This window comes from Amycolatopsis deserti, assembly GCF_014653945.1.
Lineage (GTDB): Bacteria > Actinomycetota > Actinomycetes > Mycobacteriales > Pseudonocardiaceae > Amycolatopsis_E > Amycolatopsis_E deserti.
Genome location: NZ_BNAU01000005.1, coordinates 478,088 through 504,392 on the forward strand (window position 1 = coordinate 478,088; position 26,305 = coordinate 504,392).

Here is a 26,305-nt window from a genome sequence, read left to right on the forward strand (position 1 = left end):
CACCCCTCGCCGGCCGCGCCCCGCGCCCCACCATCCCTCGCCGGCCGCGCCTGCCATCCCTCGCCGGCCGCGCTCCACCACCCCACGCCAGCCGCACCCCACCAGCCCACGCCGGCCGCACCCCACCAGCCCACGCCGGCCGCGCTCCACCACCCCACGCCAGCCGCGCCCCGCCACCGCACGCCGGCGCGCCCTGCCACCCCGCGCCAGGCGCACGCCGCCACCCCACGCCGACCACACCCCACCACCCCGCACCGGCCGCACGTGAACGACAACCCGCTTCCGGCCCCATCCGCGACCCGGCCGCCCGTGGCTAGCCTGGAGCCATGACGCCTGGCGAACTCAAACGACTGTGCCTGTCGCTGCCGGGTGCGCGCGAGGAGTTCCCGTTCGGCGAGGCCAACAGCGTCTTCAAGGTCGCGGGCAAGATGTTCGCCCTCAGTCCGCTGGCGTCCAGGCCGCTGCGGGTCAGCCTGAAGTGCGATCCGGACCTCGCCGTGCAGCTGCGCCGCGACCACCCCGCGATCACCGCCGGCTACCACCTCAACAAGCGGCACTGGAACACCGTCGTGCTGGACGGATCGGTCCCCGAGGACCTGGTGCGCGAGATGGTCGAGGACTCCTACGACCTCGTCGTGGCCGGGCTGCCGCGCCGGGAGCAGGAGAAACTCCAGTGGGTCGCGCTCAGCCAGGAGGACGCGCCCCGCGGACCCACTAACCTACGCCGGTGACCGTCGAGCTGAGCCTGCTGTCGCGCGTCGCCTGCCGCGGGCGGGAGATCACCGCGCCCCGGCTGCGGAACCTCCTCGCGCTGCTCGCCGCCGACCTGACCACCGGCTGCGGCACCGGCCGGCTCGTCGACGGGCTGTGGCCGGACGAGCAGCCCGACAACCCGGTGAAGGCGCTGCAGATCCTCGTCTCGCGCGCCCGCTCCCAGCTCGGCCCGGACCTGATCGCCAGCACGCCGGCCGGCTACCGCCTCACGCTCGAACCCGCCCAGGTCGACGCCGCCGCGCTGCTCCAGCACGCCTCCGCCGCCCGCACCGACGATCCCGCGACCGCGCTCGCCGCGGCCGACGCCGGGCTCGCGCTCTGGGACGGCTCGGCCGACGACGGCCTGGACCCGCTGTCCGCCCTGCGCCGCGAGCGGCAGCCCGCCCACCGCTTCCTGGTCCGGGCCCGCGGGCTGGCGCTGTCCCGGCTGGGCCGCCACGCCGAGGCGCTCGAACCGCTCACCGCCGCCGCGGCGGACCGGCCGCGGGACGAGGAAGTCCTGCTGGAACTGCTGCGCTCGGAGTCCGCGACGGCGGGCCCGTCGGCGGCGCTGGCCCGGTTCGAGACCTACCGCCGCGCCCTGCGGGACGACCTCGGCACCGATCCGGGGCCGGATCTGCTGTCCTGGCAACGGGAAGCGCTCGCCGGCGAGCAGCCCGTGGTCCGGCACGGCATCCCGCACGACCCCAACCCGCTGCTCGGCCGCGCGGACGACATCGCGGCGATCACGCAGCTGCTGCGCCGCTCGCGGGTCGCCTCGATCGTCGGCCCCGGCGGCCTGGGCAAGACCCGCCTCGCCCACTCCGTGGGCCGCGATGCCGAACAGCCGCTCGTCCACTTCGTCGCGCTGGCCGGCGTCCGCGCCGACGAGGACGTCGTGGGTCACGTCGCCACCGTGCTCGGCGTCGGCGAGGCGCGCCGCACGCCCGGCCTGCTCCCGCCGGACGACCTGACCGGCATCGCCGAGATCCTCGGCGCCGCACCGGCGCTGCTGATCCTGGACAACTGCGAGCAGGTCCTCGACGGCGTCGCCGACCTGGTCGGCGCACTGGTGTCGATGACCAGGGACCTGCGTGTGCTCACCACCAGCCGCGCGCCGCTGGGGCTGTCCTCGGCGTCGGTGTACCCGCTGCCGGAGCTGGACCTGGACACCACGATCGAGCTGTTCACCGAGCGCGCGCGGGCCGCGCGGCCGGACGCGGAACTGCCCGCCGACGTCGTGACCGACCTGTGCCGTCACCTCGACGGCCTGCCGCTGGCGGTGGAACTGGCCGCGGCCCGGGTGCGCGTGCTGTCCGTGCCCGAGATCGCCCGGCGCCTGTCCGACCGGTTCGCACTGCTGCGCGGCGGCCCGCGCGACGCGCCCCACCGGCACCGCACGCTGCAGGCCGTCGTCGACTGGAGCTGGCACCTCCTCGACGAGCACGCGCAGGCGGCGATGCGCACGCTGTCGGTGTTCCCGGGTGGGTTCACCGAGGACGCCGCCCGGCACCTGCTGGGCGATCGCGACACCCTCGACGTGCTCGAGGAGCTGTGCGGCCAGTCGCTGCTCAAGGTCGTCGACACCCCGGTCGGCGCCCGGTTCCGGATGCTGGAGACGGTGCGCGAGTTCAGCGCCGCCCGCCTCGACGAGGCCGGCGGGACCGCCCGCGTCGTCGAGGACTTCCTGGCCTGGGCCCGCGATTTCGGTCTGGCGCACCACGAATCGGTGTTCGGCGCCGACCCGTACACGGCGAGCGAACGGATCCGCACCGAGCAGGACAACCTCGTGAGGGCGATGCGGCTGGGCATCGAGCGCGGGGACGGCCCGACGGTCGCGGCCACGGCGGCGGCGCTGGGTGCACTGTGGACGGCCGACTCCAACTACTCCCGCCTGGCGGCGCTCACCACGGAAGTGCCCGCGGTGCTCGCGCACTTCCACCCGAAACCGGAGTTCGTCGAGGTGACCCGCACCGCCGCGACCGTGTGCGTCACCGCGACCTTCATGCTCCAGGGTCCCCGTGCGGTGCGGTCGCTGCTGGTCCTGCGGCGGCTGCCCGAGGCGCCGCCGACCACGCTGATCCGGGCGCTGTCCGCGGTCCTGTGCCGGTTCCCCGAGGTCACGCGGTCCGATCGCCGCGTGCTGGACGCCCTGTGCGCGAGCGACCAGCCGCTGCTCGCCTACGTCGCGCACGGCGTGGACAGCTACTGGTGGGAGACCGACGGCGACGCCGACCGCGCCCTCGCCTCGGCGCTGCGGATGCTGGACGTCGCCGGCGTCCCGGACGCGCCCTGGCTGCGGCTGATGGCGCGCGCCCGGCTCGGCGAGCTGCACCTGCAGCGGGGCGACGCCGGGGAGGCCACCCGGCACCTGGGCGCGGCGATGCGGCTGCTGCTGGATCTCGCGCCCTGGCCGGACACGATCGGCATCCGGTGGGGTCTCATGCTCGCCGCCCTCCAGGCCGGCGCGGTCGACGAGGCGGAGCGGTGGCTCACCCGGCCCAGCCCGGAGAGCGTCGACGACCGCTTCGACGTCATCACGTTCGACCTCGGGGTGCGGGCGGAGATCGCGCCGGCCCGCAACGAGATCGATCACGGGCTGGCGCTGTGGCGGCAGGCGGTGACACGCCAGCGCAACAGCGGTGTGCTGCCGCTGCGCGAAGCGCCCGGCCTGGATTCGTGGACGCTGGAACTGATTTCGGTGACCGTGATCGCGCACGCGCAGCACGGCCGGCTCGAGCTGGTCCCCGACCTGGTCGCCGAACTGCCCGCGCTGGTGCCGCCGCTGTTCAGCGAGAGCGCGGCGAAGCTGCCCGCCTACCTGATCGGCATGGCGGTGCGCGGAACGGTCCTGCTCGCGCTGGGCATGCTGGCGCTGGACCGCGGCGACACCGGCGGTGTGCGGATGGTGGCGCTGGCCGAGCGGCTGGGTTTCCTGCGCAACTTCCAGCCGACGATGTCGCCGGCCGGGTTCCGCGCCGCGGCCGAGAACGCCGACGGGCCGGCGTACGCCGACGCGGTGTCGGAGTACGCCGGCCTGGGCCCGGACGAGCTGCGCGCGGCGGCGCTGGAGCTGGTCAGCGCGTTGGTTCGCGGTTGAACAGGGCTTTCGCCCACAGGTAGCCGAGCAGAGCGATGCCCACCCCCCAGCCGACCGCGGCCCAGCCGTACCAGCCGATCGGCGTGCCGGCGAGCAGCCCGCGCAGGGTCTCGATGACCGCGGTGAACGGCTGGTACTCGGCGAACCAGCGGATGCCGGCCGGCATCGACTCCAGCGGCACGAAAGCGCTGGACAGGAACGGCAGCAGCAACGTCATCGGCATCACGATGTTGCTCGCGCCCTCGGGCGTCTTGGAGATCTGGCCGAGCGCGGCGGAGAACCAGCTGAGCCCGAGCGTGAGCAGCAGCAGGACGGCGGCCACGAGCAACCAGTCCCCGACCCCGGCCGAGCTGCGGAAGCCCAGCAGCAGGGACACGCCGAGGACGATCACCAGGCTCGCCACGGCCTGGATCACGTTGCCCAGGACGTGTCCGGTGAGGACGGACGCGCGGGCGATCGCCATGGTGCGGAAGCGGGCGACGATGCCCTCGGTCAGGTCGGTGCAGATCGCCACGGCGACCGGCATCGTGGCCGATCCCACGGTCAGCAGCAGCATCCCGGGCACCAGGTAGGCGAGGTAGTCGCCGCCGGCGGGCCTGCCGGTGAGGCCGGCGCCGATCGCGCCGCCGAAGACGTAGTTGAACAGCAGGAGCATCAGGATCGGCATCGCGGCGACGCTCAGCGTCAGCGACGGGTAGCGCAGCGCGTGGCGGAGGTTGCGCCGCAGCATGGTGGCGGAGTCGGTGAGCGCAGGCATCAGCGGGAAACCTTCTCTTCCGTGGGGTGGCCGGTCAGGGCGAAGAAGACGTCGTCGAGGTCGGGCGTGTGCACCGCCAGGGCCTCCGGCTCGATGCCGGCGTGGTCCATGCGGTCGAGCAGGGCGCGCAGCGAGCGGACGCCGCCGTCGCCGGGGATCTGCAGGGTGAGGGCCTCGTCGTCGCGGGAGACCTCGCCGAACGTGCGGGCGGCCAGGTCGAGGGTGCGGGCGTCGGCGAAGCGCAGTTCGACGTGCCCGCCGGGGATGCGGCGCTTGAGCTCGGCCGGGCTTCCCTCGGCGACGAGCACGCCGTGGTCGAGCACCGCGATGCGGTCGGCCAGCTCGTCGGCCTCCTCGAGGTACTGGGTGGTGAGGAAGACGGTGACGCCGCGGGCGACGAGGTCGCGGATGATGCCCCACATGGTGTGGCGGCTGCGCGGGTCGAGCCCGGTGGTCGGCTCGTCGAGGAAGATGATGCGCGGCTCGCCGACCAGGCTCATCGCGAGGTCCAGCCGGCGGCGCATGCCGCCCGAGTAGACCGCGGCGAGTTTCTTGCCCGCCTCGACCAGGTCGAAGCGCTCGAGCAGGTCCGCGGCCCGGCGGCGGCCCTCGGCCTTGGGCAGGTGGTGCAGGTCGGCCATCAGCCACAGGTTCTCCTCGCCGGTGAGCTTGTTGTCGACGGCGGAGAACTGGCCGGTGACACCGATGGCGGCGCGCACCTGATCGGCCTGCGTGGCGAGGTCGTGCCCGGCGATGCGGGCGCTGCCGGAGCCGGCCCGCAGGTAGGTCGACAGGATCTGGACCATGGTCGTCTTGCCCGCGCCGTTGGGCCCGAGCAGGGCGAAGATCGAGCCGGCCGGGATGCGCAGATCGATCCCGTCGAGCACGACCTTGTCCCCGAACGCCTTGCGCAACCCGGCGACCTCGATGGCCGGGATGGTCGTGGTGGTGGTCAAAGCCCCCTCCTCGGTGTGAGTTCCGTTGCTGCGAGGAGCATCGGAGGAGGGAGCTTCAGGCGGGCTTCACCGCGGTTTCAGGGGTGCCGGGAACGGTTTCAGCGGGAGCGCCACCAGGCGACGAGCCGCTCGGCGAACGCGTCGACGTCGGGGGCCAGTCCGTAGTGATCGGCCATCTCGTGGCGGAGGAACTCACGGATGCCGCCCGCATCGGCCCCGCCGCGCAGCCGGGAGAGCAACGGCCAGATCAGGCAGTCGTACTCGTCGTCGACACAGTCCGCGACGCCGATGGGGTCCCACTCGTTGAGCAGGGCCCGGATCGGTTCGACGGGGAGCACGCCGACCAGTATGGCCGCGCGGAGACGCGAGCGCCCCCGAGGACGGGCCGCCGCAATCCCGTCAGTCGCGTGTAGCGGTCTCGCGACGAAACCCGCAGGGTGTCAACGTCCAGACGGCGACGCGATCCCGCAGGGGTCTCCCGCGCGAGCCACCAGACCGGGTAGCTCGTGCCCGACCTGCTCGGCGAGCCACAGCGAGCACATCCGCAGCTGGTCGAGGTCGATCCCGGTGTCGTAGCCCATGCCTTCCAGGAGGTAGACCAGATCCTCGGTCGCGATGTTGCCTGTCGCTCCCGGCGCGAACGGGCAACCTCCCAACCCGCCCAACGACGCGTCCAACACTGTCGCGCCTGCCTCGACAGCAGCGAGCGCGTTGGCATAACCGGTGTTCCTGGTGTTGTGGAAATGACAGCCGATGACCCGACCGGGTGAAGCGAGAGCGCCGACCAGCCTGCGAACCTGCCGGGGTACTCCGGTCCCGATCGAATCGGCCAGAACGAGTTCGTCCGGCCCGGCCGCCAGAACTTTCTCCGCGATGGCGAGGACGGACTCGGGCGGCACTCGCCCTTCGAACGGACAACCGAATGACACCGCCAAGCTGATCGTGCACCGAAGACCGTCCCGACGCGCGCTCTCCACCAGTCGGAGAGCGAGGTCCAGAGCCGCGGATACACACGTGCTTTGATTGCGCTCGGCGAACGCGTCGGTCACCGGCAACCCGTAGCGAATTTCGTCCACGCCGGCGTCAAGGGCGCGGCGGTAACCGCGTGCATTGAGCACCAACGCTGCCCATCGCACATCGCTCGTGCGGTCGATCGATCGGAGCACCGCTTCGGCTCCGGCCATCGCCGGAACCCGGTCGTCGCGGACGAAGCTGACCGCTTCGACTCGCCGCAATCCTGCCGCGGCCAGCCGGTCGCACAGCTCGGCACGCACTGACGGCTCCAGCACTCGACGCTCGTTCTGCAGTCCGTCCCGTGGACCGACGTCGCACACCGACACCTTCCCGAGCACGTGCACTCCTCACCATCGCGATGCGCTAGATGAAACTAATGGTTCACTCTACGATACGTAGGCGGTATGCTCGGGTCAATGCCCCAACGGCTCGTGGCGGCGGAACTGGACCTCTGGATCGCAGCTCGGCACGTTGACATTGTCATGCCACGCCCAGTCAGACAGGACACGCCGACAACATCTGGAGTGTTGATGTTCCGCAGCACAACCGGCGTCGCTCACGCCCGCAGTCTGCTGTTCGTCCCGGCGCATCGTCCCGAACTGTTCGAGAAGGCCTACCGCAGTGGAGCCGATGCGATCGTCATGGACTTGGAGGACGGGGTCGCCGAAAATTTGAAGGACAGCGCCCGAGAACATGTACGGGAGTGGATAGCCAACGACGAGACCGCCGTCGTCCGCATCAACGGTCCCGACACCAGATGGTTCGAGGAAGATCTCAGGATGGTACAGAAGCATCAGGCCGCCGTGATGATCCCGAAACCACAAAGCGCTTCGGAAGTTCTCGCGATATCGAAAGAACTTCCCGACGGCTCGTGCATCATCCCGCTACTGGAGACAGCGGCTGGAATCCTGGCGGCCGCGGAAATCTGCCGGGTGCAAGGGGTCGCACGAGCGGCCTTCGGGAACGGGGACATGGCATTGGACCTCGGCGCGGACGGAACCTCATGGCCGGCACTGCTGCACGCGAGATCGACCATTGTCACGGCGTCGGCGGCAGCTGGAATAGCCGGTCCGTTGGACGGAGCGACGACATCTCTGACAGACCAGGAAATTCTCCGCGAGGACTCGGTCCACGCTCGAGCGCTCGGCTTCACCGGCCGCATCTGTGTACATCCGAGTCAAGTTCGCCTGGTCAACGATGCGTTCACCCCGACCGATGCCGAAGCAGCTCACGCTCGCGCCATTCTGGACAAGGCAGACGGCGGATCTGTCACGGCACTGGATGGCAAACTGATCGGCAAACCGATGGTGGAACGCGCTCGACAAACGTTGCGGAACTGGGAACGCCACCGGTCGAAGCAGACACAGGACACATGACCGCCCCAACGCACTCCTGGAACAAAACGGACTACCAGCAGCCTTGGAGACCACGGAACATGCAGCGCGAGTTGGACGACATCGAGATCGGCAAACTGGCGTACACTCCCGCGTACGCTGTGGATTACACGGGACGCGTGGACCACTCGGCCCTGAAGCAGGCCTTCGAAGTGCTGTGCAACCGTCACCCGGTGTTGCGAGCGCGCACGATCTTCGAACACGGCCGCTGGTTCCTCCGTGCCACCCCCGACTTTCGCCCCTCGATGACGGTACTCGCAGGCGACGATGAGACTCTGCGCCGGGCAGTCGGCGAACCTTGCGACGCTCGGGAAGAAATGGCGCAGCTCCTCTTGATCGAGGACGGCGAACGAGGCGGCGCGGTCGCTCTTCGCGCGAATCACGCGACTCTCGACGGCCGACATCTGACGACGGTGTTCACCGAGCTTTGGCAGATTTACACACAGCTGGTCGAGGGAGCTCCTGTCGCCGCGGAACCCGGACGACTTCCGGATTCCAACCACGCAGTGATGCGCGACCGGTTCCGAGAAATGGTGGACATACCACCTGCGAAGCCCGACAGCCTCGGCGAACGGCCTGGATACTCGATATTCCAGCACGTCATCGAGCTCGACGAGCGACAGAGCTCCGACATCCTCCGAGCCGCCCGCGTCAGAGGACTGACAGTTCACGCGATGCTGTGCGGCATCATCATCGAGACACAGCTGTCGACGCTGGTCGACGTCTCGGAGCCGGTGGCGTTCACCTGCTGGTCGCCCGTCGACCTCCGCAACCGGGTGACCCCACCGGTCGGGGTGACGGACACCACCAACTTCCTCGCGATGCATCGAGCCGACATCGCCTACAGCCGTTCAACATCATGGCACGAGATCGGACAAAGGCTGCAGAAGGATCTCAAGGCGGCGTTGATCGAAAAACGACTTCGACTTTCAGATGGAGCGCTCACGCTCGGCTCCGCCCTGGAATCGAGGCCGGCGGAGGGCGAACGCCTGGATCCGCACATCGGCAGTGCCAGCGTCAGCAACTACGGCGTCCTGCCGGCTCTTCCGACGCCAGACGACATGCGAATCACCAAGTTCCATTCGATAGCGGATCGGCTCGGAACTCCTTATCCGAACTTTTCGGCGTTCACGATCGACAACTCCTTGAGCGTTATCAACCGCTATCGATCGGACTACTTCACCGAGGACGAGGTGAGACTTCTGGTCGAGAACACCACGGCCCGATTGCAGGACGGTTCGCGACTGCTTGCGTCGTGACCGCGTGCCGTCGCCCCGTAAACCACTCGCACGAGCGGGGGCCCGTCCCCCCGAGGACGGGCCCCCGCGATCCCCCGTGGAACGTCAGACTCGGGCCAGTTCCGGCTCCGGCGCGCGGCGCAGCCGCACCACGCCGGACACCGCGATCAGCAGACCCAGCGCCGCGATCCCGGTGATCACCGTCAGCGCCGGGGTCAGGCCGGTCAGCAGGGAGCCCCCGCCGCTGCCCGTCAGCACCGCCGTCACGATCGCCAGCCCGATCGCGCCGCCGACCTGCAGCGACGTGTTCAGCAGGCCACCGGCCAGACCCTGCTCGTTGTCGCTGATACCGGTCGTCGCCTGGATGTTCAGCGACGAGAACGCCAGCGTGAAGCCGATGCCGAGCAGGATCATGCTCGGCAGCACCGAACCGGCGTACCCGGAGTGCTCGTCGACGCGCAGGAACAGCACGTACGCGATCACGTGCGCCAGCACGCCACCCAGGATGGTGCGCGACGTGCCGACCCGGTCGATCAGCGGCTCGATCCGCGGCGAGGCGAACGCCACGATCAGCGCGGCGGGCAGGAACCCGAGCGCGGTCTCCAGCGCCGACCAGCCCAGCACGTCCTGCAGGTACAGCATCACCACGAACTGGAAGCCGATGTAGGCCCCGAAGAACAGCGCCGCCCCCAGGTTGGCCCGCGCCAGCGGCCCGGACCGCAGGATGCCCAGCCGCAGCAACGGGTGGCTGCTGCGCTTTTCGATCACCACGAACGCGGTCAGCAGCGCCACCGCGACGGCGAACGTGATCAGCGTGCGCGGCGCGGCCCAGCCGACCTCCGGCGCCTCGACGACACCGAACACCAGCAGCAGCGAACCGGCCGCACCGGTGATCGCGCCGGGCAGGTCGTAGCCACCCGCGGAGTGGTCCCGCTCGTAGGACGGGACGACCTTGATCGCCGACACCAGCGCGATCAATGCGATCGGCACCGGCAGCAGGAACGTCCACCGCCAGCCGACCTCGGTCAGCAGCCCGGAGAACACCAGGCCGGCGGAGTACCCGCTGGCGCCGAACACCGCGAAGATGCTGATCGCGCGGTTGCGGGCGGGGCCCTCCTGGAACGTGGTGGTGATGATCGACAACGCGGCCGGCGCGGTGAACGCCGCCGCCAGGCCCTTGATGAACCGGCTCACGATCAGCAGCGCGCCGTTGTCGACGAGACCGCCGAGCAGCGAGGCGACCGCGAACACGGCCACCGCGACGAGGAACACCCGCCGCCGCCCGAGCAGGTCCGCCGTGCGACCGCCGAGCAGGAGCAGCCCGCCGTAGCCGAGCACGTACCCGCTCACGACCCACTGCAACGCGCTGGTGGACAGGCCGAGCTCGGCCTGGATGGACGGCAGCGCGACGCCGACCATCGAAACGTCGAGGGCGTCCAGTCCCACGACGGTGGACACGGTCAGCAGCACGGCCCACAGCCGCGCGTCCCACCGTGTCGAGGTGGTGGACAGGTGCGCAGGAGAAGTCATGGCAGACAGATTACATGCATGCGCATTTAATGCAAGAGGGTTTAATGCGTTTGCATCAGATTCCGGCGCATGCTAAGGTGCGGCCATGGGTGACGTCGCCGAAGGACGGCTCGTGCAGCAGTGGCACGAGCTGATGGCCTTGTACGCGACCGTCTTCGGCGAGCTGGAATGCCGCCTGCAGGACCGGCACGGCATCGGGGTGAGCGAGTTCGAGGCCCTCGAGCGGCTCGCGACCTGCGACACCAAGTGCCGCTCCGCCGACCTCCTCGACGCCGTGCACCTCAGCCAGAGCGCCACCTCGCGCCTGGTCGCCCGCCTGGAGAAGGAGGGCCTGGTCGAGCGCGCGATGTGCGAGCAGGACCGGCGTGGCGTCTTCGTCTCGCTCACCGAGGCCGGCCGGCGCCGCTACGAGGAGGCGAAGCCGACCCACCGCGAGGTGCTGCGCGACACACTCGGTCAGGCCCGTATCCCGAAGGCCGGTTGACCCGCCGCTCCAGGGGGTAGCTCACCGCCACGCGCAGACGCCGGGGTGGGAGTGCAACCGTGAGCGAGCACAACAGGGAAAGCCTTGCCGGCCGGGCGAAAGCCGGCCTCGACCGCGTGGACGCGGTGCAGCAGGAGCACAAGTCGCTGTCCGTGCCGGTCGCGGTGGTCAAGAAGTTCCTCGAGGACCAGTCCACGAACCTGGCGAGCATGATCGCCTTCTGGGCGTTCTTCTCGATCTTCCCGCTGTTCCTCGTCCTGATCACGCTGCTCGGGTTCTTCGTGCCGGACAACCTGAAGACCGACGTGCTCGGGCACGTGAGCCAGATGTTGCCGCTGCTGGACCCGTCCACGATGCAGGGCTTCGGCGGTTCGGTGTGGGCGCTGGTCCTCGGGCTGGTCACCGCGCTGTGGAGCGGGATCGCGGTGGTGCGGGCGACCCAGACCGCGTTCAACTCGGTGTGGGAACTGCCCTTCCACGCGCGGCCGAGCCTGCCCGAGCAGATCGGCCGCAGCCTGCTCGTGCTGGTGACGATCGGGCTCGGGCTCGTCGTCAGCACGCTGATCAGCGGGTTCGTCTCCAGCGGCACGGACCTGCTGAACCTGGGGTGGCTCGGCCGGATCCTCGGCTACGCCGTCGCGATCGTCCTGGACATCGGGTTGTTCGTGGCCGCGTTCCGGATCCTCACCGACCGCGACATCTCGACGCGCGACGTGCTGCCCGGCGCGGTGCTGTCCGGCGTGCTGTTCTGGGTCCTGCAAACGCTTTCGTCGCTGATCATCAGCCGCTACCTGCAGAACGCGCAGAACACCTACGGCACGTTCGCCACCGTCATCACGCTGCTGTGGTGGTTCTACCTGCAGAGCATCATCACGCTGCTCGGGGCGCAGCTCAACGTCGTCCTCAAGGACCGGCTGCACCCGCGCGCGCTGGTCGGCGCCCCGGAAACGGACGCCGACCACCGCGCCTACGAGTCCTACGCGGAAGAACGCGCGTACCACGAGCAGGAGCGCGTGGACACCGAGTTCCCGCCGGAGCAGCGCCGCTGACTACTCGGCGCCGGTGACGAACGCCTCCCGCTCGGCGGCCGGCCGCTCGCGCAGGGCGAGGACCGCGGCCAGTGTCACCAGGCAGGCCAGCAACATGTAGCCGGACACCGCGAGCGAGGTGCCGGTCTCCCCGACCAGCCAGGTCGACACCAGCGGTGCGAACCCGCCGCCGAGGATCGCGCCGAAGGCGTAGGCGAAGGACACGCCGCTGTAGCGGATGCCGGCCGGGAACAGCTCGCTGTAGGCCGCCGCCTGCGGGCCGTAGGTCAGGCCGAGCCCGAAGCCCAGCACGATCACCGCGGCCAGCATGAGCGGCACCGAACGCGTGTCGAACAGCAGGAAGAACGGGAACGTCCAGGCGCCCATCGCCAGCGTGCCGACGAGGTAGGTGCGGCGACGGCCCCAGCGGTCCGACCAGTGCCCGGCCAGCATCGTGAACACGCCCCACGCCACGGCGCCGACCATGCCGATGGACAGCATCGTGGTGCTGGACAGCTTCAGCGTGCGGGTGCCGTAGGAGTTGATGAACGCGATCAGGATGTAGCCGACCATGTTGTTGGCGATGAACAACCCGATCGCGATGAGCAGCTCGCGGCGGTTGGTGCGCAGCAGCTCGGCCAGCGGCGCGGAGCGGCGGGCGCGGCGGGCGCGCAGCTCGCTGAACACCGGGCTCTCGGACACGCGGGCCCGCACGAAGAAGCCGACCGCGATGAGCACGACGCTGAGCAGGAACGGGATGCGCCAGCCCCAGCGGGCGAACTGGTCGGCGGTGGTCGCCGCGGAGACGCTGAAGAACACCAGGTTCGCCAGCAGCAGCCCGATCGGCACGCCGATCTGCGGGAACGAGCCGAAGTAGCCGCGGCGGCCGGGCGGGGCGTGCTCTACCGACATCAGCGCCGCGCCGCCCCACTCGCCGCCGGCGGACAGGCCCTGCAGCAGCCGCAACACCACGAGCAGGATCGGCGCGGCGACGCCGATCGAGTCGTAGGCGGGCAGCAGGCCGACACCGATCGTGGAAATCCCCATCAGCAGCAGGGTCGCGACGAGAACCGCCTTGCGGCCCACGCGGTCACCGAGGTGCCCGGCGACGATCCCGCCGATCGGCCGCGCCACGAAGCTCACGCCGAGCGTCGCGAACGAGGCCAGCAGCGCCGCGGTGCCGTCCAGCGAGGGGAAGAACTGCTTGCCGAACACCAGACTCGCGGCCGAGGCGTAGATGAAGAAGTCGTACCACTCGATCGTCGTGCCGACGAGGCTCGCGCCGACGACGCGGCGAAGCTGCCTGCCGTCGTGCGACCGGCTCGTCCGGGCCGAAGCCTCGGGCGTGTGCGTCATGGGCCATCCCTTCCCGCCATTGGAAAGAAGATCAAAGGTTTGATTAGTTCCCTGGCAACGTAGATGCCACACTGCCGGAAGACCAGGGGCGGGTGCAGACCTTTACCGTCCTGAGACCTTCCGTGGCGGGTGAGCGGGACGGCGGCCCGGGGACGACCCAGCTCGACGCGGGTCGGCTGGGTCGGCTGGGCAACCGCGGCGGGCGAGCCGCTGCCGGCAGGCGCGGCGCGGGCTGCCGGACTCGGCCCCCGTCGCGGGCCCACCGTCCCGGCACGGCTCGGTGGAGGCCTCAGCCCGGCGCGGTCAGGCGGTAGGCCCTCGGTGGCGGGTGGGCGCGCGCGAGCCCACCCGCCGCCACATCAGAGGAAGTCCCGCAGGCGCGTGGCGAAGGCGGCCGGGTCGGCGGCGAAGCCGGTGTGGTCGCCGGGGAACCGCGCGGGCTCCACACCCAGCTCCTTCGCCAGCGCCTCCGACGTGCGTTCGCACAGCTGACCGGCCGATTCCTCGCCGATGCCGATCACCACCGGGCGGGTGCGCAGGACCTCGAAGTCCGGGATCCAGCGGGTGGTCGGGCGGTACATGTGCGCGTACTGGAAGTTCGCGTCGGCGAGGTCCCGCGGGCTCGGCTCCTGGGCGAAGAACTGCTGGAACACCGGCTCCGGGAGGTGGATGTCCGCCATGACCAGGAACTTCCGCATGGCGCCCACCGGGTCACCGGCGAAGTGCGTCGCGATGACCTCCTCCCCCTGCGCGCGGATCCGGTCCCGGTCCGGCAGCAGCTCGTTCAGCGGCGGCTCGTGCGCGATCACGGTCGTGACCAGGTCCGGGCGTGCCTGGGCGAGCGCGAGGGCGCTGACCGCACCGCCGCTGGAGCCGAGCACGACCGCGGGGCCGGCGTCGGCGTGCTCGATGAGCCGGGCCAGGTCCTCGGCGCGGATCTCCGGCGTGGAGTCCTGCTCCGGGTCGTCCACCGGGCTGCGGTTGATGCCGCGTGGATCGGTGGTGAGCACGGTGTGGTCGACGGCGAGCAGGTCGGCCAGCGGGGCGAACGGGCGCGCGTCCATCGGGGCGCCGACGAGCACGACCAGCGGGCCCCGCCCGCGGATCTCGTGGTAGAGCCGCGCGCCGGGGACGGGCAGTGTCTGGGACATCGAAATCCTCCTGGGGAAAGTGGTTTCGAAGGTGGTGACCGGCGGCGTGGGGCAGAATCATCGCTCGTGACGGAACTGGCCGTGGACCTGGAGCGGGCGCGCACCGGGGACGACGCGGCGTTCACCCGGCTGGTCGAGCCGCTGCGGCGGGAGCTGCACGCGCACTGCTACCGGATGCTGGGTTCGGTGCACGACGCCGACGACGCGTTGCAGGAGGCGCTGCTGCGGGCGTGGCGGGGGCTGCCGGGCTTCGAGGGGCGCGCTTCGTTGCGGTCCTGGCTCTACACCGTGACCACCCGGACCTGCCTGGACGCGGTGGAGCGGCGGGGCAGGCGCGCGCTGCCGATGGATCTCGGGCCGTCCAGCGATCACGTGGTCACCGAGGACGCGCCGCGCACGGACGTCGCGTGGCTCGGCCCGTACCCGACCGGCCCGGACGCGCGGGCCGAACAGCGGGAGGCGGTCGAGCTGGCGTTCGTGGCCGCGCTGCAGCACCTGCCCGGGAACCAGCGGGCGGCGCTGGTGTTGTTCGAGGTCCTGGGGTTCTCGGCGGCCGAGATCGCGTCGATGATGAACACCTCGGCCGCGTCGGTGAACTCGGCGCTGCAACGGGCGCGGCGGGTCATGCCGACGCGCGAACCGGTACCGGACGACGCGCGGGTGCGGATGCTGGCGTCGGACTACGCCGGCGCGCTGGAGCGGGGCGACGCGGACGCGCTGGTGGCGCTGCTGACCGAGGACGTGACGTGGTCGATGCCGCCGATGCCGCACTGGTACCACGGGATCGACGCGGTGATGTCCTTCGCGCGGCAGTACCCCCTCGCGTCCTGCGGCTCCTGGCGGCACCGGATCGTCGCCGCGAACGGGCTGCCCGCGGTGGCCTCGTACCTGCGCACGGAGCCGGACGGGACGTTCGGCAGCTGGTCGATCAACGTGCTGACGCCGCGGGACGGCCGGATCGCGGCGGTCACCTCGTTCGTCGGACGCGAGCACTTCGCGGCGTTCGGCCTGCCGGACGAACTGGGCTGACGGCGCACGGTCCTCAGTGGACCGGTTTACCGGAGGTCACGCCGGGGTAAACCGAAGATCCTCCGGTTGACGAGTCAGCGGAGGAGGTGATGCATCGTGCACGACATGGTGCATCGGCCGGATCGGTTCACCAGCGTCGTGGACGGGCCGTCGGAACTGGCGGCTCTGCGGCGGCGGGTGCGGTTCATGCTCGCGGGCGTCGCCGAACACCACGTCGTCGACGCGTTGCTGGTGAGCGACGAGATCGCCGGCATCGCCTGGCTGTCCACGCGCCAGCCGTTCACGCTGCGGCTGGGCTGGGCGGGCGCGGACACCATCCGCGTCGACGTGACGATCGCCGCCGAGCCGCCCGCTCGCGGTGACCTGGGCACGTCGGCGGACGTCCTGGACGGGATCGCCGCCCGGTGGGGCGTGACGCCACGCCGCGGCGGCACGGTGCTGTGGGCGGACGTCCCGGTCACGGCACCGGTCGCGCCGGACGGACCGGCGCTGGACGCGGTGCACGTGACGGAACCGGCCTGAGTGGTCGCCGGTGGTCCGGGCTCCGGGCCACCGGCGGCAGCCGATAGAGTGTACGGGCTGAACAGACCGACGATGGAGGATCCGTGCCGCAGCCCTTCGCCACCCGCTGGACGCGCGAAGGGAGCGAAGTGATCGTCACCATCGCCGGCGAGGTCGACCTCTCCACCGCGCCCCGCGTCCGCGAAGCCGTGAAGGACGCCCGCGACAGCGTCGCCCCGGTGCCGCTCACCACCGTCATCCTCGACCTGTCCGAGGTCGAGCACCTGGACTCCCTGGGCCTGGCGGTCCTGGTCGAGACGGCCGCCGAATGCCACTCCGCCGAGCAGGCACTGGCGCTGGTCTGCCCGACGCCGGTCGTCACGCGGCCGCTGGAGATGACCGGCCTGGACGGAATCCTGACGATCACCGCCTCGCTCGACGAGGCTCGCGAAGCGGCCCGGCGGTATCTCGAGGACTAGGCGCTAGTGGTGGACCCGGGCCGCACGATCATCAGAACCGTGACCACGGCCCACAGGATGTTGAAGATCCCGGTGTACATCGCCAGCCGTGCCGGGGCGCGCGGTTGTGGTTCCGCCTGCTCGGCGATGCCGTCGAGGATGCCCTGCTGACGTGGCAGCACCACCAGCACGAGCACGCCCGCCGCGATCGCGGTGAGCACAATGGACACGACCACCCAGGCGTCGCCCGTCACGCCCAGGCTGCCGGCGGTCGCGAAGCCGAAGACCGGGATCGCGATGCCGACGGCGGCGTAGACCCGGCAGATGCGGTGCAGGGTGCGCAGAACTGCGAGGTCGTGGTCGGTGCCGGCGATCGCGCGGCGGGTCGCGGCGGGGAACATGCTGGCCGCGACCGTGACCGGGCCGATCGCGACGAGCGCCGCGAGCACGTGGAGGGAGAGCAGAACCTTCGTCACGGGCAGGGACGGTAACGGCCGCCGGTGATCTCGGGAACTGGCTCGATGGCCAACTTCCACCGGATTCTCGCCAACCGGCTGACCAGGGCGGTCCTGGCGGAGCCGGGCGGCGAGGGCCTACGGTGTCGCCATGCACACCGTCGCCGTGCTGGCGCTGGACGGCGTGGTCCCGTTCGACCTGGCCACCCCGATCGAGGCCTTCACCCGCACCCGGCTGCCGGACGGCCGCCCGGCCTACTGGGTGCGGGTTTGCGCCCCGAGCCCGACCGTCGACGCGGGCACGTTCACGCTGCAGGCCGAGTGGGGCCTCGAGGCGCTCGCCGACGCCGACACGATCATCCTGCCCGGCTGCGTGGACCCGGCGGTGCCGGTGCCGGAGGACGTGCTGGACGCGCTGCGCAAGGCGGCCGCCGACGGCACGCGCATCGCCTCGATCTGCGCCGGCGCGTTCGTCCTGGCCGCGACCGGGCTGCTCGACGGGCTTCGCGCGACCACGCACTGGGTCGCCGCGGACCAGCTCGCGCGGCGGCACCCGGAGGTCGAGGTGGACCCGGACGTGCTGTACGTGGACAACGGCCAGTTCCTCACCTCGGCGGGCGCGGCGGCCGGGCTGGACCTGTGCCTGCACCTCATCCGGCGCGACCACGGCTCCGCGGTGGCCGCCGACGCCGCGCGGCTGTCGGTGATGCCGCTGGAACGGGAGGGCGGCCAGGCGCAGTTCATCGTGCACGACCAGCCGCCGGCGCCGCGGGGTTCGCTGCTGGAGCCGGTGCTGCGGTGGATGACCGACCACCTGGACCGGGACCTGACGCTGGCGGACGTGGCGGCGCGCGCGGGAATGAGCACCCGGTCGCTGAACCGCCACTTCCGCGAGCAGACCGGGACGACGCCGCTGCAGTGGCTGCACCGCGAACGGATCCGGCAGGCGCAGTACCTGCTGGAGACGACGCGGCACCCGGTGGACCGCATCGCGGGCCAGGTGGGGTTCGGCTCCCCGACCGCGTTCCGGGATCGCTTCCGGCGGGTGGTCGGCACGAGCCCGAACGCCTACCGGGCGGCGTTCCAGAAGCGGGACTCCTGACGATCGAGACGGACCCGTCCCGTCCATTCCTGGTACTGTCCCGGACATGACCCGGACCCGTCGCGCGCCGAGTGGTGCCGCCGTGCTGCGTGTCGAACTCACCGACGCCATCGTCGAGGTCGTGATCGACGAGCTGGCCGAGAAGGGCTACGCCCGCACCTCCATGGACGGCGTCGCCAAGCGGGCGGAGGTCGGGAAGAGCTCGCTGTACCGCCGGTGGTCCTCGAAGCAGGACATGGTGGTCGACGCGGTGTCCCAGCTCAGCGTCCCGCTGGTCGACATCCCGGACAGCGGCTCCCTGCGCGGTGACGTCGAGCGCGCGTTCGAGGTGGTCGCCGAGTGGCTCAGCGACGAGCGCCTGGGCCGGATCCTGCCCGACCTCACCGCCGAGGCCAAGCGCAACCCGGCCCTGGCCAAGGCGCTGTCCGAGCACCTGGAGAACCCCCGCCGCGCCAAGGCGGAACCGGTGCTCGACCGCGCGATCGCCCGGGGCGAGCTGCCGCGAGACGTCGACCGCGAGCTCGCGCTCGACATGTTCGCCGCCCCGATCTACTGGCGCCACACCGTCCGCCGCAGCGAGATCACGCCCGAGTTCCTGGCGCAGCTCGTCGACTCGACGCTGGCGTTCCTCGGCGCCCGGCCGCCGAAGGAGTAGTCACCGCAGCACCCGGAACGTGCTGCGGTGGAACACCACCGGTTCCGCACCGGGGAAATCCGTCAGCGCCGTGATGCCGAGCAGCGCGATGACGTGGTCGCCGGCGTCGATCTCGCCGGTCAGGCGGCATTCCATCTGCAGCGCGCTGTCCTCGACCAGCACCGCACTCCCGCGCGCCACCCACGGCACCCCGGCGAACCGGTCGCCCTCCGGCATCGCCAGGCTGCGGCAGATCCCGCCCTGCCCGGCCGACAACACGCTGACCCCCAGCGAGGGCGCCTCCCGCAGCCGCCGCCAGGTCCGCGACTCCTTCCGCACGCACACCGACACCAGCGGCGGGTCCAGGGACACGGCCGTGAACGTGCTCACCGCCATGCCCACCGGTTCGCCGCCGACCAGCGCGCACACCGCCGCCACACCGCTCGGGAACTGGCCGAACGCCGCCCGCAACGTGGTCCCGTCGATCATCTCGCCACTCCTTCCCGCTCGGACGACCAGGTGTCGCGGAGGAACTCCACCGCCGGGTGGACCACCTCCGGGCTGCTGAACACCGCGGTCGCGTGGTCGGCACCGGGAATGACCTCCAAAGTGGACTCTCCGCCCGCGGAGAGCACCGCCTCGTGCAGCCGCCGGCTCTGCCCCAGCCCGCACCGGCGGTCGGCGTCGCCGTGGCTGATGCGGAACGGTGGCACCCGCGACGCCGCCGCCACCGCGCGCGACACCGCCGCCCCGGCCACCACGTCTCGCCGCGACGCCAGCGGGAACCCGAAGAACTGCGACCCGACGTCCACCATGTTCCGCAGACCTTCGCGCGTGGGCTCGAACGCGTCGTCGACGATCCGCGAGAAATCCGTGACCGGGTAGTGCAGCACCACCGCGGACAGCCGCGCGGACACCGCGGGGTGGTCGCCGACCGGTCGTCCGATCCGGTGGGTGAGCGCGGCCAGCGCCATCAGGTACCCACCCGCGGAGCTGCCCCATCCGGCGATCCGCGTGGCGTCCAGCCCGTACCGGTGCGCGTGCACGCGAACCCACCGGATCGCGGCGAGCACGTCCTCCACCGGTTCCGGGTAGCGCGCCTCGCCGGCGAGCCGGTAGTCCAGCGACGCCACCGCGATCGCGTGCCGCGGCAGCGCCGCCCACGGGCCCATTTCCTTGACGCCGCCGAGGAAACTGCCGCCGTGCGCGTAGACCACGACCGGCACCGGACCGGTCGCGTCGAGCGGGACGTGCAGGTCCAGCGTCAGCGGGCGCCAGCCGACCGGGGTCGCATACTTGACGTTGAGGTACGACTCGGCCCCGTCGAGCACGCGCACCGGCCGGACCGTCCACAAGCGAGGTTCGGCCATGTGGTGCGAAGCCGGTCGTGTGAACGGGACTTCGGAAGGATGTGGGAGCGTCATGCCTTGCGCACCCCCGGCAGGTAGTCGCCGGCGTCGGGGATCTGGCCGGTCAGCTCGGCGGCGCCGACGAACGCGTTCTTGGCGTCGATGCTGTCGTGGCTGGCGAACGTGCGCGCGTTGCGCCAGAACCGGTCCAGACGGTACTTGTTGGCGGTGCTGCGGGCGCCGGTGAGGTCGTGCACGCGGGCGGTCACGTCCAGCGCCGCCCTGGTGCAGGCGACCTTGACCTTGAAGAACTCGGTCATCAGCGCACGCAGGTCGGTGGTCGCGTCGGAGTTCGCCAGCTTCCGGCAGGTGTCCAGCAGGTAGGCGCGGCTCGCGGCGAGGGCGGCGGCCATCTCACCGATCTGGCGGTGCATCAGCGGATCCTCCATCGCCGAGCCGAACATCGGCATGCTCGGCCGGTTCAGCCCGCGCAGGTACTCCAGCATCGCCGCGTACGCGCCCTCCCCGATTCCCTGCAGCAGCAAGGCGTGCCCGGGCAGGACGAGGTCGACGAACACGACCTCCGACTCGGGCGCCGCGTAGTGCCAGCCGTCGGGCACGAACACCTCGGCGTAGGTGATGGTCTGGCTGATCGTGCCGCGCTGGCCCATGTTGTCCCAGTCTCCGTGCGCCTCCACACCCGGCGCGTCCAGGCGGATCAGCGCGTGGTGCCGGGAGGTGGCGCCGTCCGGCTCGGTGATGCGGAAGCTGACGTTGGCCAGGTCGCGACCCCCGCCGCCGCTGTTGGTGTTGAACGTCTTCACGCCGTTGACGACCACGCCGCCGTCGACCCGGCGCCCGGTGACCGGTCCGGTGCCGCCGGTTTCCGCGTTGGAGGCGACGATGCGCCGCCCCTGGAAGATCAGCTCGTCGGCGAGCGCCTGTTTGGTGGACGCGGGCAGCGGCGCGGACATCACCTCGCGGGCCTGCAGGGCGGTGGTGGCCCAGCACTGGCCGGTCGAACCGTCGCCCGCGGTCACCTCCAGCGCCGCCTCGATCACCCGGTCCCAGCCGGCGAAGGTGCCGCCGGTCCAGAGGCCGCCGAACTCGACGGGGACGTTCGCGCGCTGCAGGCCGGCCTCGCCGAGCAGGCGCATCGCCTCGGTGGGATCGACGCCGAGCGCGTCCACCTCCACGCCCAGCTCGGCGATGCGCGGTCGCAGCGCCTTGGCGCGGGCGACGATTTCGTCGTAACTCGCCGGCGCCGACGGCCAGGCGGGGATTTCGCGGTTTTGCGTGGTCACGGACATGAACGTCGTCCTTCCGGGAGATTTCGATGAATGGACGAGACGGTATCGTCTCGACCACGGTAACTCGTCCGGAGCGGACCAACAAGAGTCTGGACAGGCCGGGAACGCCCGGCGTACGCTGCTCGGACGCGACGATACCGTATCGACCATTCGCGAGCGCTGTTCCGTGGCGTGGTGGGGGGACCGCCATTCACCCCGGATGTCCAGGAGTGCTCATGAACCCAGACGGAAACCACCACCGGTTGCGCGCCAACGCGGTGGGCATCTTCGACATGATCCTCATGGTGATCGCGGTGACCGCACCGCTGACCGCGGTCGCCTCGAACCTCTCGCTGAGCCTCGCGTTCGGCACCGGCACCGGCACGGTCGGCGTGCTCGTCCTGGTGCTGGTGATCCTGCTGGTGTTCTCCGCCGGCTACGTGGCCCTGAGCCGCCAGGTGGTCAACGCGGGCGCCTACTTCGCCTACATCGGCTTCGGCCTCGGGCGGCGGATGGGCGGGGCGTCGGCGCTCGTGGCGACGCTGGCCTACAACCTCGCGGCGGCCGGGATGTCCGTGGCCGTCGGGTACTTCGGGCACCTCGGGCTGTCGGCCTACCTCGGGGTGGACGTGCCGTGGTGGGTGATCGCGCTGGTGGCGGTCGGGGCCACCTGGGTGGTCGGCTACTTCGGCGTGACGATCGCGGGGAAGGTCAACGTCTTCGTCGCGGTCACCGAGTTCGCGATGCTGCTGGCGTTCGCGATCGCCGTGCTGGTGCGGCGGCCCGGCGGGTTCTCGGTCGAGGTGTTCGCGCCGGGCACCGTGCTCGGCGGCAACTTCGGCCTCGCCGTGGTGTTCTGCATCCTGTCCTTCGCCGGGTACGAGGCGGCCGCGATCTACGGCGAAGAGGCGCGGTCGGCGCGGCGGAACGTCGGCCGGGCAACGTATTCGGCGTTGATCGTGCTGGCGGTGACGTTCGTGTTCGTCATGTGGGCGATCGTGGCGGCGTTCCCGGACGCGGTCGCGGTGGCGCAGGCCGATCCCGGCGCGCTGCTGGTCGCGGCGATCACCGCGCACCTCGGCGGGTGGGCCGGGCCGGTGCTGAGCCTGATGATCACGTTCAGCTTCTTCGCGGCGGCGCTGTCCTTCCACGCGATCGCGTCGCGGTACATGTTCTCCCTGGCGCGCGACGGTTTCCTGCCGCGACGGCTGAGCCTGGTGCACCCCCGGCGGCAGACGCCGGTATCGGCGGGGACCGTGCAGCTGGTGGTGTGCGTGCTGGTGGTCGTGCCGTTCGCGGTGGCGGGCGCCGATCCGATCGTGACCTTCTTCCCCGCGGTCTCCGGGATCACCGCACTGGCGATCATCTACCTGATGGCCGCCTGTTCGGCGAGCATCGTCACCGCCGCCGTGCGCGGGCGGATCACCGGTTCGGTGTGGACGGTGCGCGTGGCGCCGTCGATCGCGGGCGTGGCGCTGGTGAGCTGCGGGGTGGTCATCGTCGCGCATTACACGGAGATCACCGGCAGCGATTCGCCCGTCATCAGCGCACTGCCGCTGTCCCTCGTCGTCGCCGCGGTCTACGGCTGGATCGCGGCGCGAACCCGGACCGTGACCGAGCAACCGGCCCTGGCCTGAAAGGAAGTTCGATGAGCTACACGCCCAATCCCGGTGACACGCTGGTGTTCGAGAACGACCGCGTGCGGGTGTGGTCGATAACCCTGCCGCCGCGTGGGATGTACGACTGGCACCAGCACCACCACGACCACCTGATCATCTGGCCGGACCCGGGCCGCGCGGAGGCGCAACGCCTCGGCGACGAGGACTGGTCGCTGCGGCAGACGGCGGAGGCCGGGTACGTGGCGTTCAAGACCGTCGGCAGCGGTGGGCCCCTGACGCCGCACCGGATCCGGAACCTGGAGGACCACGCCGTGACGCACTACATCGTGGAGCTGATCAGCGAACCGTCGCCCAGCCCGGTGGAGCTGCCGTCGGAGACGAACGACCGCGGCTCGGCGGTGGACGTCCGGACGGGCGAGCCGTTCTAGGGAGGTCACGTGCGAGTCGCCCTGCGCCCCGCGACGGAGGGCGACCGCGAGTTCTGCTTCCGGCTGCACGAAGCCGCGATGGGCGCCTACGTCGCGGCCGTGTGGGGCTGGGACGAGCGGGAGCAGCGCGCCTACCACGACCGCGGTTTCGCGCCCGGCCGCTGGCAGGTCGTGACGGTCGACGGGACCGACGCGGGCATGCTCAGCGTCGAGCAGCGCGACGGCTCGCTCTACCTGGGACGGATCGAACTGCTGCCCGAGTTCCAGGGGCGCGGCGTCGGGAGCGGGCTGATCACGGACCTGATCGCCGACGCGGACCGGCGCGGGTTCGCGCTGGAACTGGACGTGCTGGCGGTCAACACGCGGGCGTACAAGCTGTACCGGCGGCTGGGTTTCCGCGAGGTGCGCCGCCGTGATCGCAAGATCGCGATGAGGTACCGCGGAACGCCTTGATCGGCTACGGCATCATGACCGGCGTGAAGCGTGGATCTTTCTTCCGGACAGCAGCGGTGGTGGTGGCGGCGCTGACCGCCTCGGCGTGCGGATCGTCCTCTTCGGACGCTCCGGCCCCGCCGGCGACGAGCAGCAGCACCCCGCCGCCCATCGTGGAACCCACTACGCCGCCGGGCACTTCGCTGACCGTCGGGCAGCGCGCGGTGGTCAGCTACTCCGACGGGATCGACGAGGGTCTGCTGGCGATCACGGTGACCGCGATCGAGCAGGCGGACCAGAACGAGTTCCGGACCACGTTCGGGGACAGGGCGCAGGGGCTGACGCCGTACTGCATCCGCTACACCGTGGAGAACCTGACCGGGATCGACTTCGGCACCAAGGTCGGCCCGAAGCTGGAGGCCCTGGTCGGCGACGGGGAGACCACGGGAACGTTCATCACGGGCGACATCCCGAGCTGCGCCCCACGCCTCTCCCCCGGCGACTTCGACCACCCCGGCGCGCGGTACGAAAACGCAGACCTCGACGCGACCTCCCCGGACGCCCCGGTGGTGGCGGCCCGCTACGACGGCAACGACTACGACGGCAGTCCGCTGGTGTGGCGAATGCCCTGACCCCGCGTGCGGTGCCGGCGGGGTGGTGCACGGTGGCCGCCGGGTACCACTTCCGCCTCCGGCGCCGGGTCACGGCGCCGGAGGCGGAAGTGCCACTCGGACTGTGAAGGTGGCGCAGGCGAGGCCGCTGCGGGTAGGCGGCGTCGGAGGGCCGGGCGAGCTGTCGATCAGTTGTCCCCCGGTCCGGTCCTACCCGGCCGGACCCCGTGCGGAGCCCTAGCCGGCGACCGGCTCCAGCACCTTCGCGCCCGTCTTCTCCCGTAGCTCCTCCTCCGACACGTCCGGCGCGAGCCGCACCAGGCGGAGGCCCTCGGGGGTCACGTCCAGCACCGCCAGGTCCGTGATGATCCGGTCCACCACGCCCGCGCCGGTCAGCGGCAGCGTGCACGTCTCGACGATCTTGGGGCTGCCGTCCTTCGCCACGTGGTCGGTGATCACGATGATCCGCTTGGTGCCCGCGACCAGGTCCATCGCACCGCCCATGCCCTTCACCAGCGCGCCGGGCACGGTCCAGTTCGCCAGGTCACCGTTGGCCGCCACCTGCAGGGCACCGAGGATCGCCAGGTCGATGTGCCCGCCGCGGATCATGGCGAACGACGTCGCCGAGTCGAAGAAGCTCGCGCCGGGCTGGACGGTCACCGTCTGCTTGCCGGCGTTGATCAGGTCGGCGTCCTCCTCGCCCTCGAACGGGAACGGGCCCAGACCGAGGATCCCGTTCTCGCTCTGCAGGGTCACCCGCACGCCGTCCGGGATGTGGTTGGCCACCAGCGTGGGGATCCCGATGCCGAGGTTGACGTAGTCCCCGTCACGCAGTTCCGCCGCCGCCAGCGCGGCCATCTCGTCGCGGCTCCAGCCCATGGTCACGCCTCCGTTCCGGCGAGCGCCCGCGGGCGCACCGTGCGCTTCTCGATCTCCTTCTCCCGCGGCGTGGCGACCACCAGGCGGTCGACGAACACGCCGGGGGTGGTCACCAGGTCCGGGTCGACGTAGCCGTCGAGCAGGACCTCGGTCTCCGCCACCGTCACCCGGCCGCACGTGGCGACCACCGGGTTGAAGTTGCGGGCCGCCATCCGGTACACGAGGTTGCCCTCGCGGTCGGCGGTGTGCGCGTGCACCAGCGCCAGGTCGGCGACGATGCCGCGCTCCTGCACGTAGGTCTCGCCGTCGAACTCGGCGTGCGGCTTGCCCTCGGCGACGGGCGTGCCGACCCCGGTCTTGGTGTAGAACGCCGGAATCCCGGCGCCACCGGCGCGCATCCGCTCGGCCAGCGTGCCCTGCGGCGCGAACTCGACCTCGACCGAGCCGTCCAGGTACTGCTGCGCGAACAGCTTGTTCTCCCCGACGTAGGACGCGATCACCTTGCGGACCTGCTTGTTCTCCAGCAGCAGCCCGAGCCCCTTGCCGTCCACGCCCATGTTGTTCGACACGATCGTCAGGTCGCGGACCCCGGAGTCGCGGACGACCTCGATCAGGTCGTAGGGGATTCCGGACAGGCCGAACCCGCCGACCGCGATCGTCATGCCGTCCCGCAGCGCGCCGGCCATCGCGTCGGCGGCCGCGCCGAACACCTTGGACACGTGAACTCTCCTTCGAGCGTCCGTGGAATGAGCACCTGT

28 protein-coding genes are annotated in these 26,305 nt (G+C 71.0%); 15 read left to right on the top strand and 13 right to left on the bottom strand.

From position 1 onward, the window contains the following. Positions 1-326 precede the first annotated feature (326 nt). Positions 327-731, top strand: coding sequence for an MmcQ/YjbR family DNA-binding protein (locus IE290_RS23380; protein WP_191246812.1), 405 nt, complete (start codon positions 327-329; stop codon positions 729-731). Further along, entirely contained in the window at positions 728-3,853 is a 3,126-nt protein-coding gene (locus tag IE290_RS23385) for an ATP-binding protein (protein WP_191246813.1), read from the top strand. The genes IE290_RS23380 and IE290_RS23385 overlap by 4 nt, the downstream gene beginning before the upstream one ends. Here the strand turns inward: IE290_RS23385 and IE290_RS23390 are convergent. From IE290_RS23390 to IE290_RS23405, 4 genes are all read right to left on the bottom strand, one after another. Then, positions 3,831-4,610 (bottom strand): ABC transporter permease, encoded by a 780-nt coding sequence (locus tag IE290_RS23390; RefSeq protein ID WP_191246814.1) that lies wholly within the window; start codon positions 4,608-4,610, stop codon positions 3,831-3,833. The genes IE290_RS23385 and IE290_RS23390 overlap by 23 nt on opposite strands. Further along, positions 4,610-5,566, bottom strand: a complete 957-nt coding sequence (locus tag IE290_RS23395; protein WP_191246815.1) for an ATP-binding cassette domain-containing protein — start codon at positions 5,564-5,566, stop codon at positions 4,610-4,612. The genes IE290_RS23390 and IE290_RS23395 overlap by 1 nt, the downstream gene beginning before the upstream one ends. Before the next feature lie 98 nt (positions 5,567-5,664). Continuing rightward, entirely contained in the window at positions 5,665-5,904 is a 240-nt protein-coding gene (locus IE290_RS23400) for a hypothetical protein (RefSeq protein WP_191246816.1), read from the bottom strand. Between the two features lie 102 nt (positions 5,905-6,006). Next, positions 6,007-6,918, bottom strand: coding sequence for a hydroxymethylglutaryl-CoA lyase (locus IE290_RS23405; protein WP_191246817.1), 912 nt, complete (start codon positions 6,916-6,918; stop codon positions 6,007-6,009). A 78-nt stretch (positions 6,919-6,996) separates the two neighbouring features. Here IE290_RS23405 and IE290_RS23410 point away from each other — a divergent pair, with 78 nt between their 5' ends. Further along, the gene (locus IE290_RS23410) at positions 6,997-7,956 is read left to right on the top strand and encodes an HpcH/HpaI aldolase/citrate lyase family protein (RefSeq protein WP_229874659.1); all 960 of its coding nucleotides are present in this window, start codon (positions 6,997-6,999) and stop codon (positions 7,954-7,956) included. A gap of 59 nt (positions 7,957-8,015) precedes the next feature. Beyond that, complete coding sequence (locus IE290_RS23415) at positions 8,016-9,233, top strand: phthiocerol/phthiodiolone dimycocerosyl transferase family protein (RefSeq protein ID WP_191246818.1); 1,218 nt, start codon at positions 8,016-8,018, stop codon at positions 9,231-9,233. A gap of 84 nt (positions 9,234-9,317) precedes the next feature. Here the strand turns inward: IE290_RS23415 and IE290_RS23420 are convergent, their stop codons facing one another. Further along, complete coding sequence (locus IE290_RS23420; protein ID WP_191246819.1) at positions 9,318-10,742, bottom strand: MFS transporter; 1,425 nt, start codon at positions 10,740-10,742, stop codon at positions 9,318-9,320. Between the two features lie 85 nt (positions 10,743-10,827). Here IE290_RS23420 and IE290_RS23425 point away from each other — a divergent pair, with 85 nt between their 5' ends. Both IE290_RS23425 and IE290_RS23430 read left to right on the top strand, forming a co-directional pair. Then, a complete protein-coding gene (locus IE290_RS23425; protein ID WP_191246820.1) occupies positions 10,828-11,226 on the top strand; it encodes a MarR family winged helix-turn-helix transcriptional regulator in 399 nt (132 codons plus the stop codon). 59 nt (positions 11,227-11,285) lie between these two features. Beyond that, positions 11,286-12,275 (top strand): YihY/virulence factor BrkB family protein, encoded by a 990-nt coding sequence (locus tag IE290_RS23430; RefSeq protein ID WP_191246821.1) that lies wholly within the window; start codon positions 11,286-11,288, stop codon positions 12,273-12,275. On the opposite strand, the gene IE290_RS23435 is transcribed toward IE290_RS23430, so the two are convergent. Then, on the bottom strand, positions 12,276-13,610 hold the full coding sequence (locus IE290_RS23435) for an MFS transporter (RefSeq protein WP_191246822.1): 1,335 nt from the start codon (positions 13,608-13,610) through the stop codon (positions 12,276-12,278). Between the two features lie 359 nt (positions 13,611-13,969). Next, entirely contained in the window at positions 13,970-14,761 is a 792-nt protein-coding gene (locus IE290_RS23440) for an alpha/beta fold hydrolase (protein ID WP_191246823.1), read from the bottom strand. Positions 14,762-14,827: 66 nt separating this feature from the next. Here IE290_RS23440 and IE290_RS23445 point away from each other — a divergent pair, with 66 nt between their 5' ends. The 3 genes from IE290_RS23445 to IE290_RS23455 all read left to right on the top strand — a co-directional run bounded on the left by IE290_RS23445 (position 14,828) and on the right by IE290_RS23455 (position 16,770). Further along, complete coding sequence (locus IE290_RS23445) at positions 14,828-15,790, top strand: sigma-70 family RNA polymerase sigma factor (RefSeq protein WP_191246824.1); 963 nt, start codon at positions 14,828-14,830, stop codon at positions 15,788-15,790. Positions 15,791-15,895: 105 nt separating this feature from the next. Then, positions 15,896-16,312, top strand: coding sequence for a hypothetical protein (locus IE290_RS23450; protein WP_191246825.1), 417 nt, complete (start codon positions 15,896-15,898; stop codon positions 16,310-16,312). Positions 16,313-16,395: 83 nt separating this feature from the next. Then, positions 16,396-16,770, top strand: coding sequence for an STAS domain-containing protein (locus IE290_RS23455; RefSeq protein WP_191246826.1), 375 nt, complete (start codon positions 16,396-16,398; stop codon positions 16,768-16,770). Here the strand turns inward: IE290_RS23455 and IE290_RS23460 are convergent. Continuing rightward, positions 16,767-17,225, bottom strand: a complete 459-nt coding sequence (locus IE290_RS23460; protein WP_191246827.1) for a DUF2269 family protein — start codon at positions 17,223-17,225, stop codon at positions 16,767-16,769. The two genes, IE290_RS23455 and IE290_RS23460, sit on opposite strands and share 4 nt — an antisense overlap. Positions 17,226-17,355: 130 nt before the next feature. Here IE290_RS23460 and IE290_RS23465 point away from each other — a divergent pair, with 130 nt between their 5' ends. Continuing rightward, a complete protein-coding gene (locus IE290_RS23465; protein WP_191246828.1) occupies positions 17,356-18,306 on the top strand; it encodes a GlxA family transcriptional regulator in 951 nt (316 codons plus the stop codon). A 46-nt stretch (positions 18,307-18,352) separates the two neighbouring features. Beyond that, a complete protein-coding gene (locus IE290_RS23470; RefSeq protein WP_191246829.1) occupies positions 18,353-18,961 on the top strand; it encodes a TetR/AcrR family transcriptional regulator in 609 nt (202 codons plus the stop codon). Here IE290_RS23470 and IE290_RS23475 read toward each other — a convergent pair whose 3' ends face one another. The 3 genes from IE290_RS23475 to IE290_RS23485 are packed head-to-tail and all read right to left on the bottom strand — an operon-like array spanning position 18,962 to position 21,599. Beyond that, a complete protein-coding gene (locus IE290_RS23475; protein WP_191246830.1) occupies positions 18,962-19,429 on the bottom strand; it encodes a flavin reductase family protein in 468 nt (155 codons plus the stop codon). Then, positions 19,426-20,310, bottom strand: coding sequence for an alpha/beta hydrolase (locus IE290_RS23480; RefSeq protein ID WP_229874660.1), 885 nt, complete (start codon positions 20,308-20,310; stop codon positions 19,426-19,428). The genes IE290_RS23475 and IE290_RS23480 overlap by 4 nt, the downstream gene beginning before the upstream one ends. 50 nt (positions 20,311-20,360) lie before the next feature. Then, the gene (locus IE290_RS23485) at positions 20,361-21,599 is read right to left on the bottom strand and encodes an acyl-CoA dehydrogenase family protein (protein WP_191246832.1); all 1,239 of its coding nucleotides are present in this window, start codon (positions 21,597-21,599) and stop codon (positions 20,361-20,363) included. Between the two features lie 215 nt (positions 21,600-21,814). Between IE290_RS23485 and IE290_RS23490 the strand changes: the two genes are divergently transcribed. From IE290_RS23490 to IE290_RS23505, 4 genes are read left to right on the top strand one after another with little or no spacing between them, the layout of a single operon-like run. After that, positions 21,815-23,215 (top strand): APC family permease, encoded by a 1,401-nt coding sequence (locus tag IE290_RS23490; RefSeq protein ID WP_191246833.1) that lies wholly within the window; start codon positions 21,815-21,817, stop codon positions 23,213-23,215. Positions 23,216-23,226: 11 nt separating this feature from the next. Next, positions 23,227-23,625 carry a cupin domain-containing protein gene (locus IE290_RS23495; protein ID WP_191246834.1) on the top strand — a complete coding sequence of 133 codons (399 nt, stop codon included), beginning with the start codon at positions 23,227-23,229 and terminating at the stop codon, positions 23,623-23,625. 9 nt (positions 23,626-23,634) lie between these two features. Further along, positions 23,635-24,078: a GNAT family N-acetyltransferase gene (locus IE290_RS23500; RefSeq protein ID WP_229874661.1), complete on the top strand. Its 444-nt coding sequence runs from the start codon at positions 23,635-23,637 to the stop codon at positions 24,076-24,078. A gap of 23 nt (positions 24,079-24,101) precedes the next feature. Beyond that, a complete protein-coding gene (locus IE290_RS23505; protein WP_229874662.1) occupies positions 24,102-24,689 on the top strand; it encodes a hypothetical protein in 588 nt (195 codons plus the stop codon). Between the two features lie 216 nt (positions 24,690-24,905). Here IE290_RS23505 and IE290_RS23510 read toward each other — a convergent pair whose 3' ends face one another. Both IE290_RS23510 and IE290_RS23515 read right to left on the bottom strand, forming a co-directional pair. Next, positions 24,906-25,547 carry a CoA transferase subunit B gene (locus IE290_RS23510; RefSeq protein WP_191246931.1) on the bottom strand — a complete coding sequence of 214 codons (642 nt, stop codon included), beginning with the start codon at positions 25,545-25,547 and terminating at the stop codon, positions 24,906-24,908. A 2-nt stretch (positions 25,548-25,549) separates the two neighbouring features. Further along, on the bottom strand, positions 25,550-26,266 hold the full coding sequence (locus tag IE290_RS23515) for a CoA transferase subunit A (protein ID WP_191246835.1): 717 nt from the start codon (positions 26,264-26,266) through the stop codon (positions 25,550-25,552). Positions 26,267-26,305: the final 39 nt, after the last annotated feature.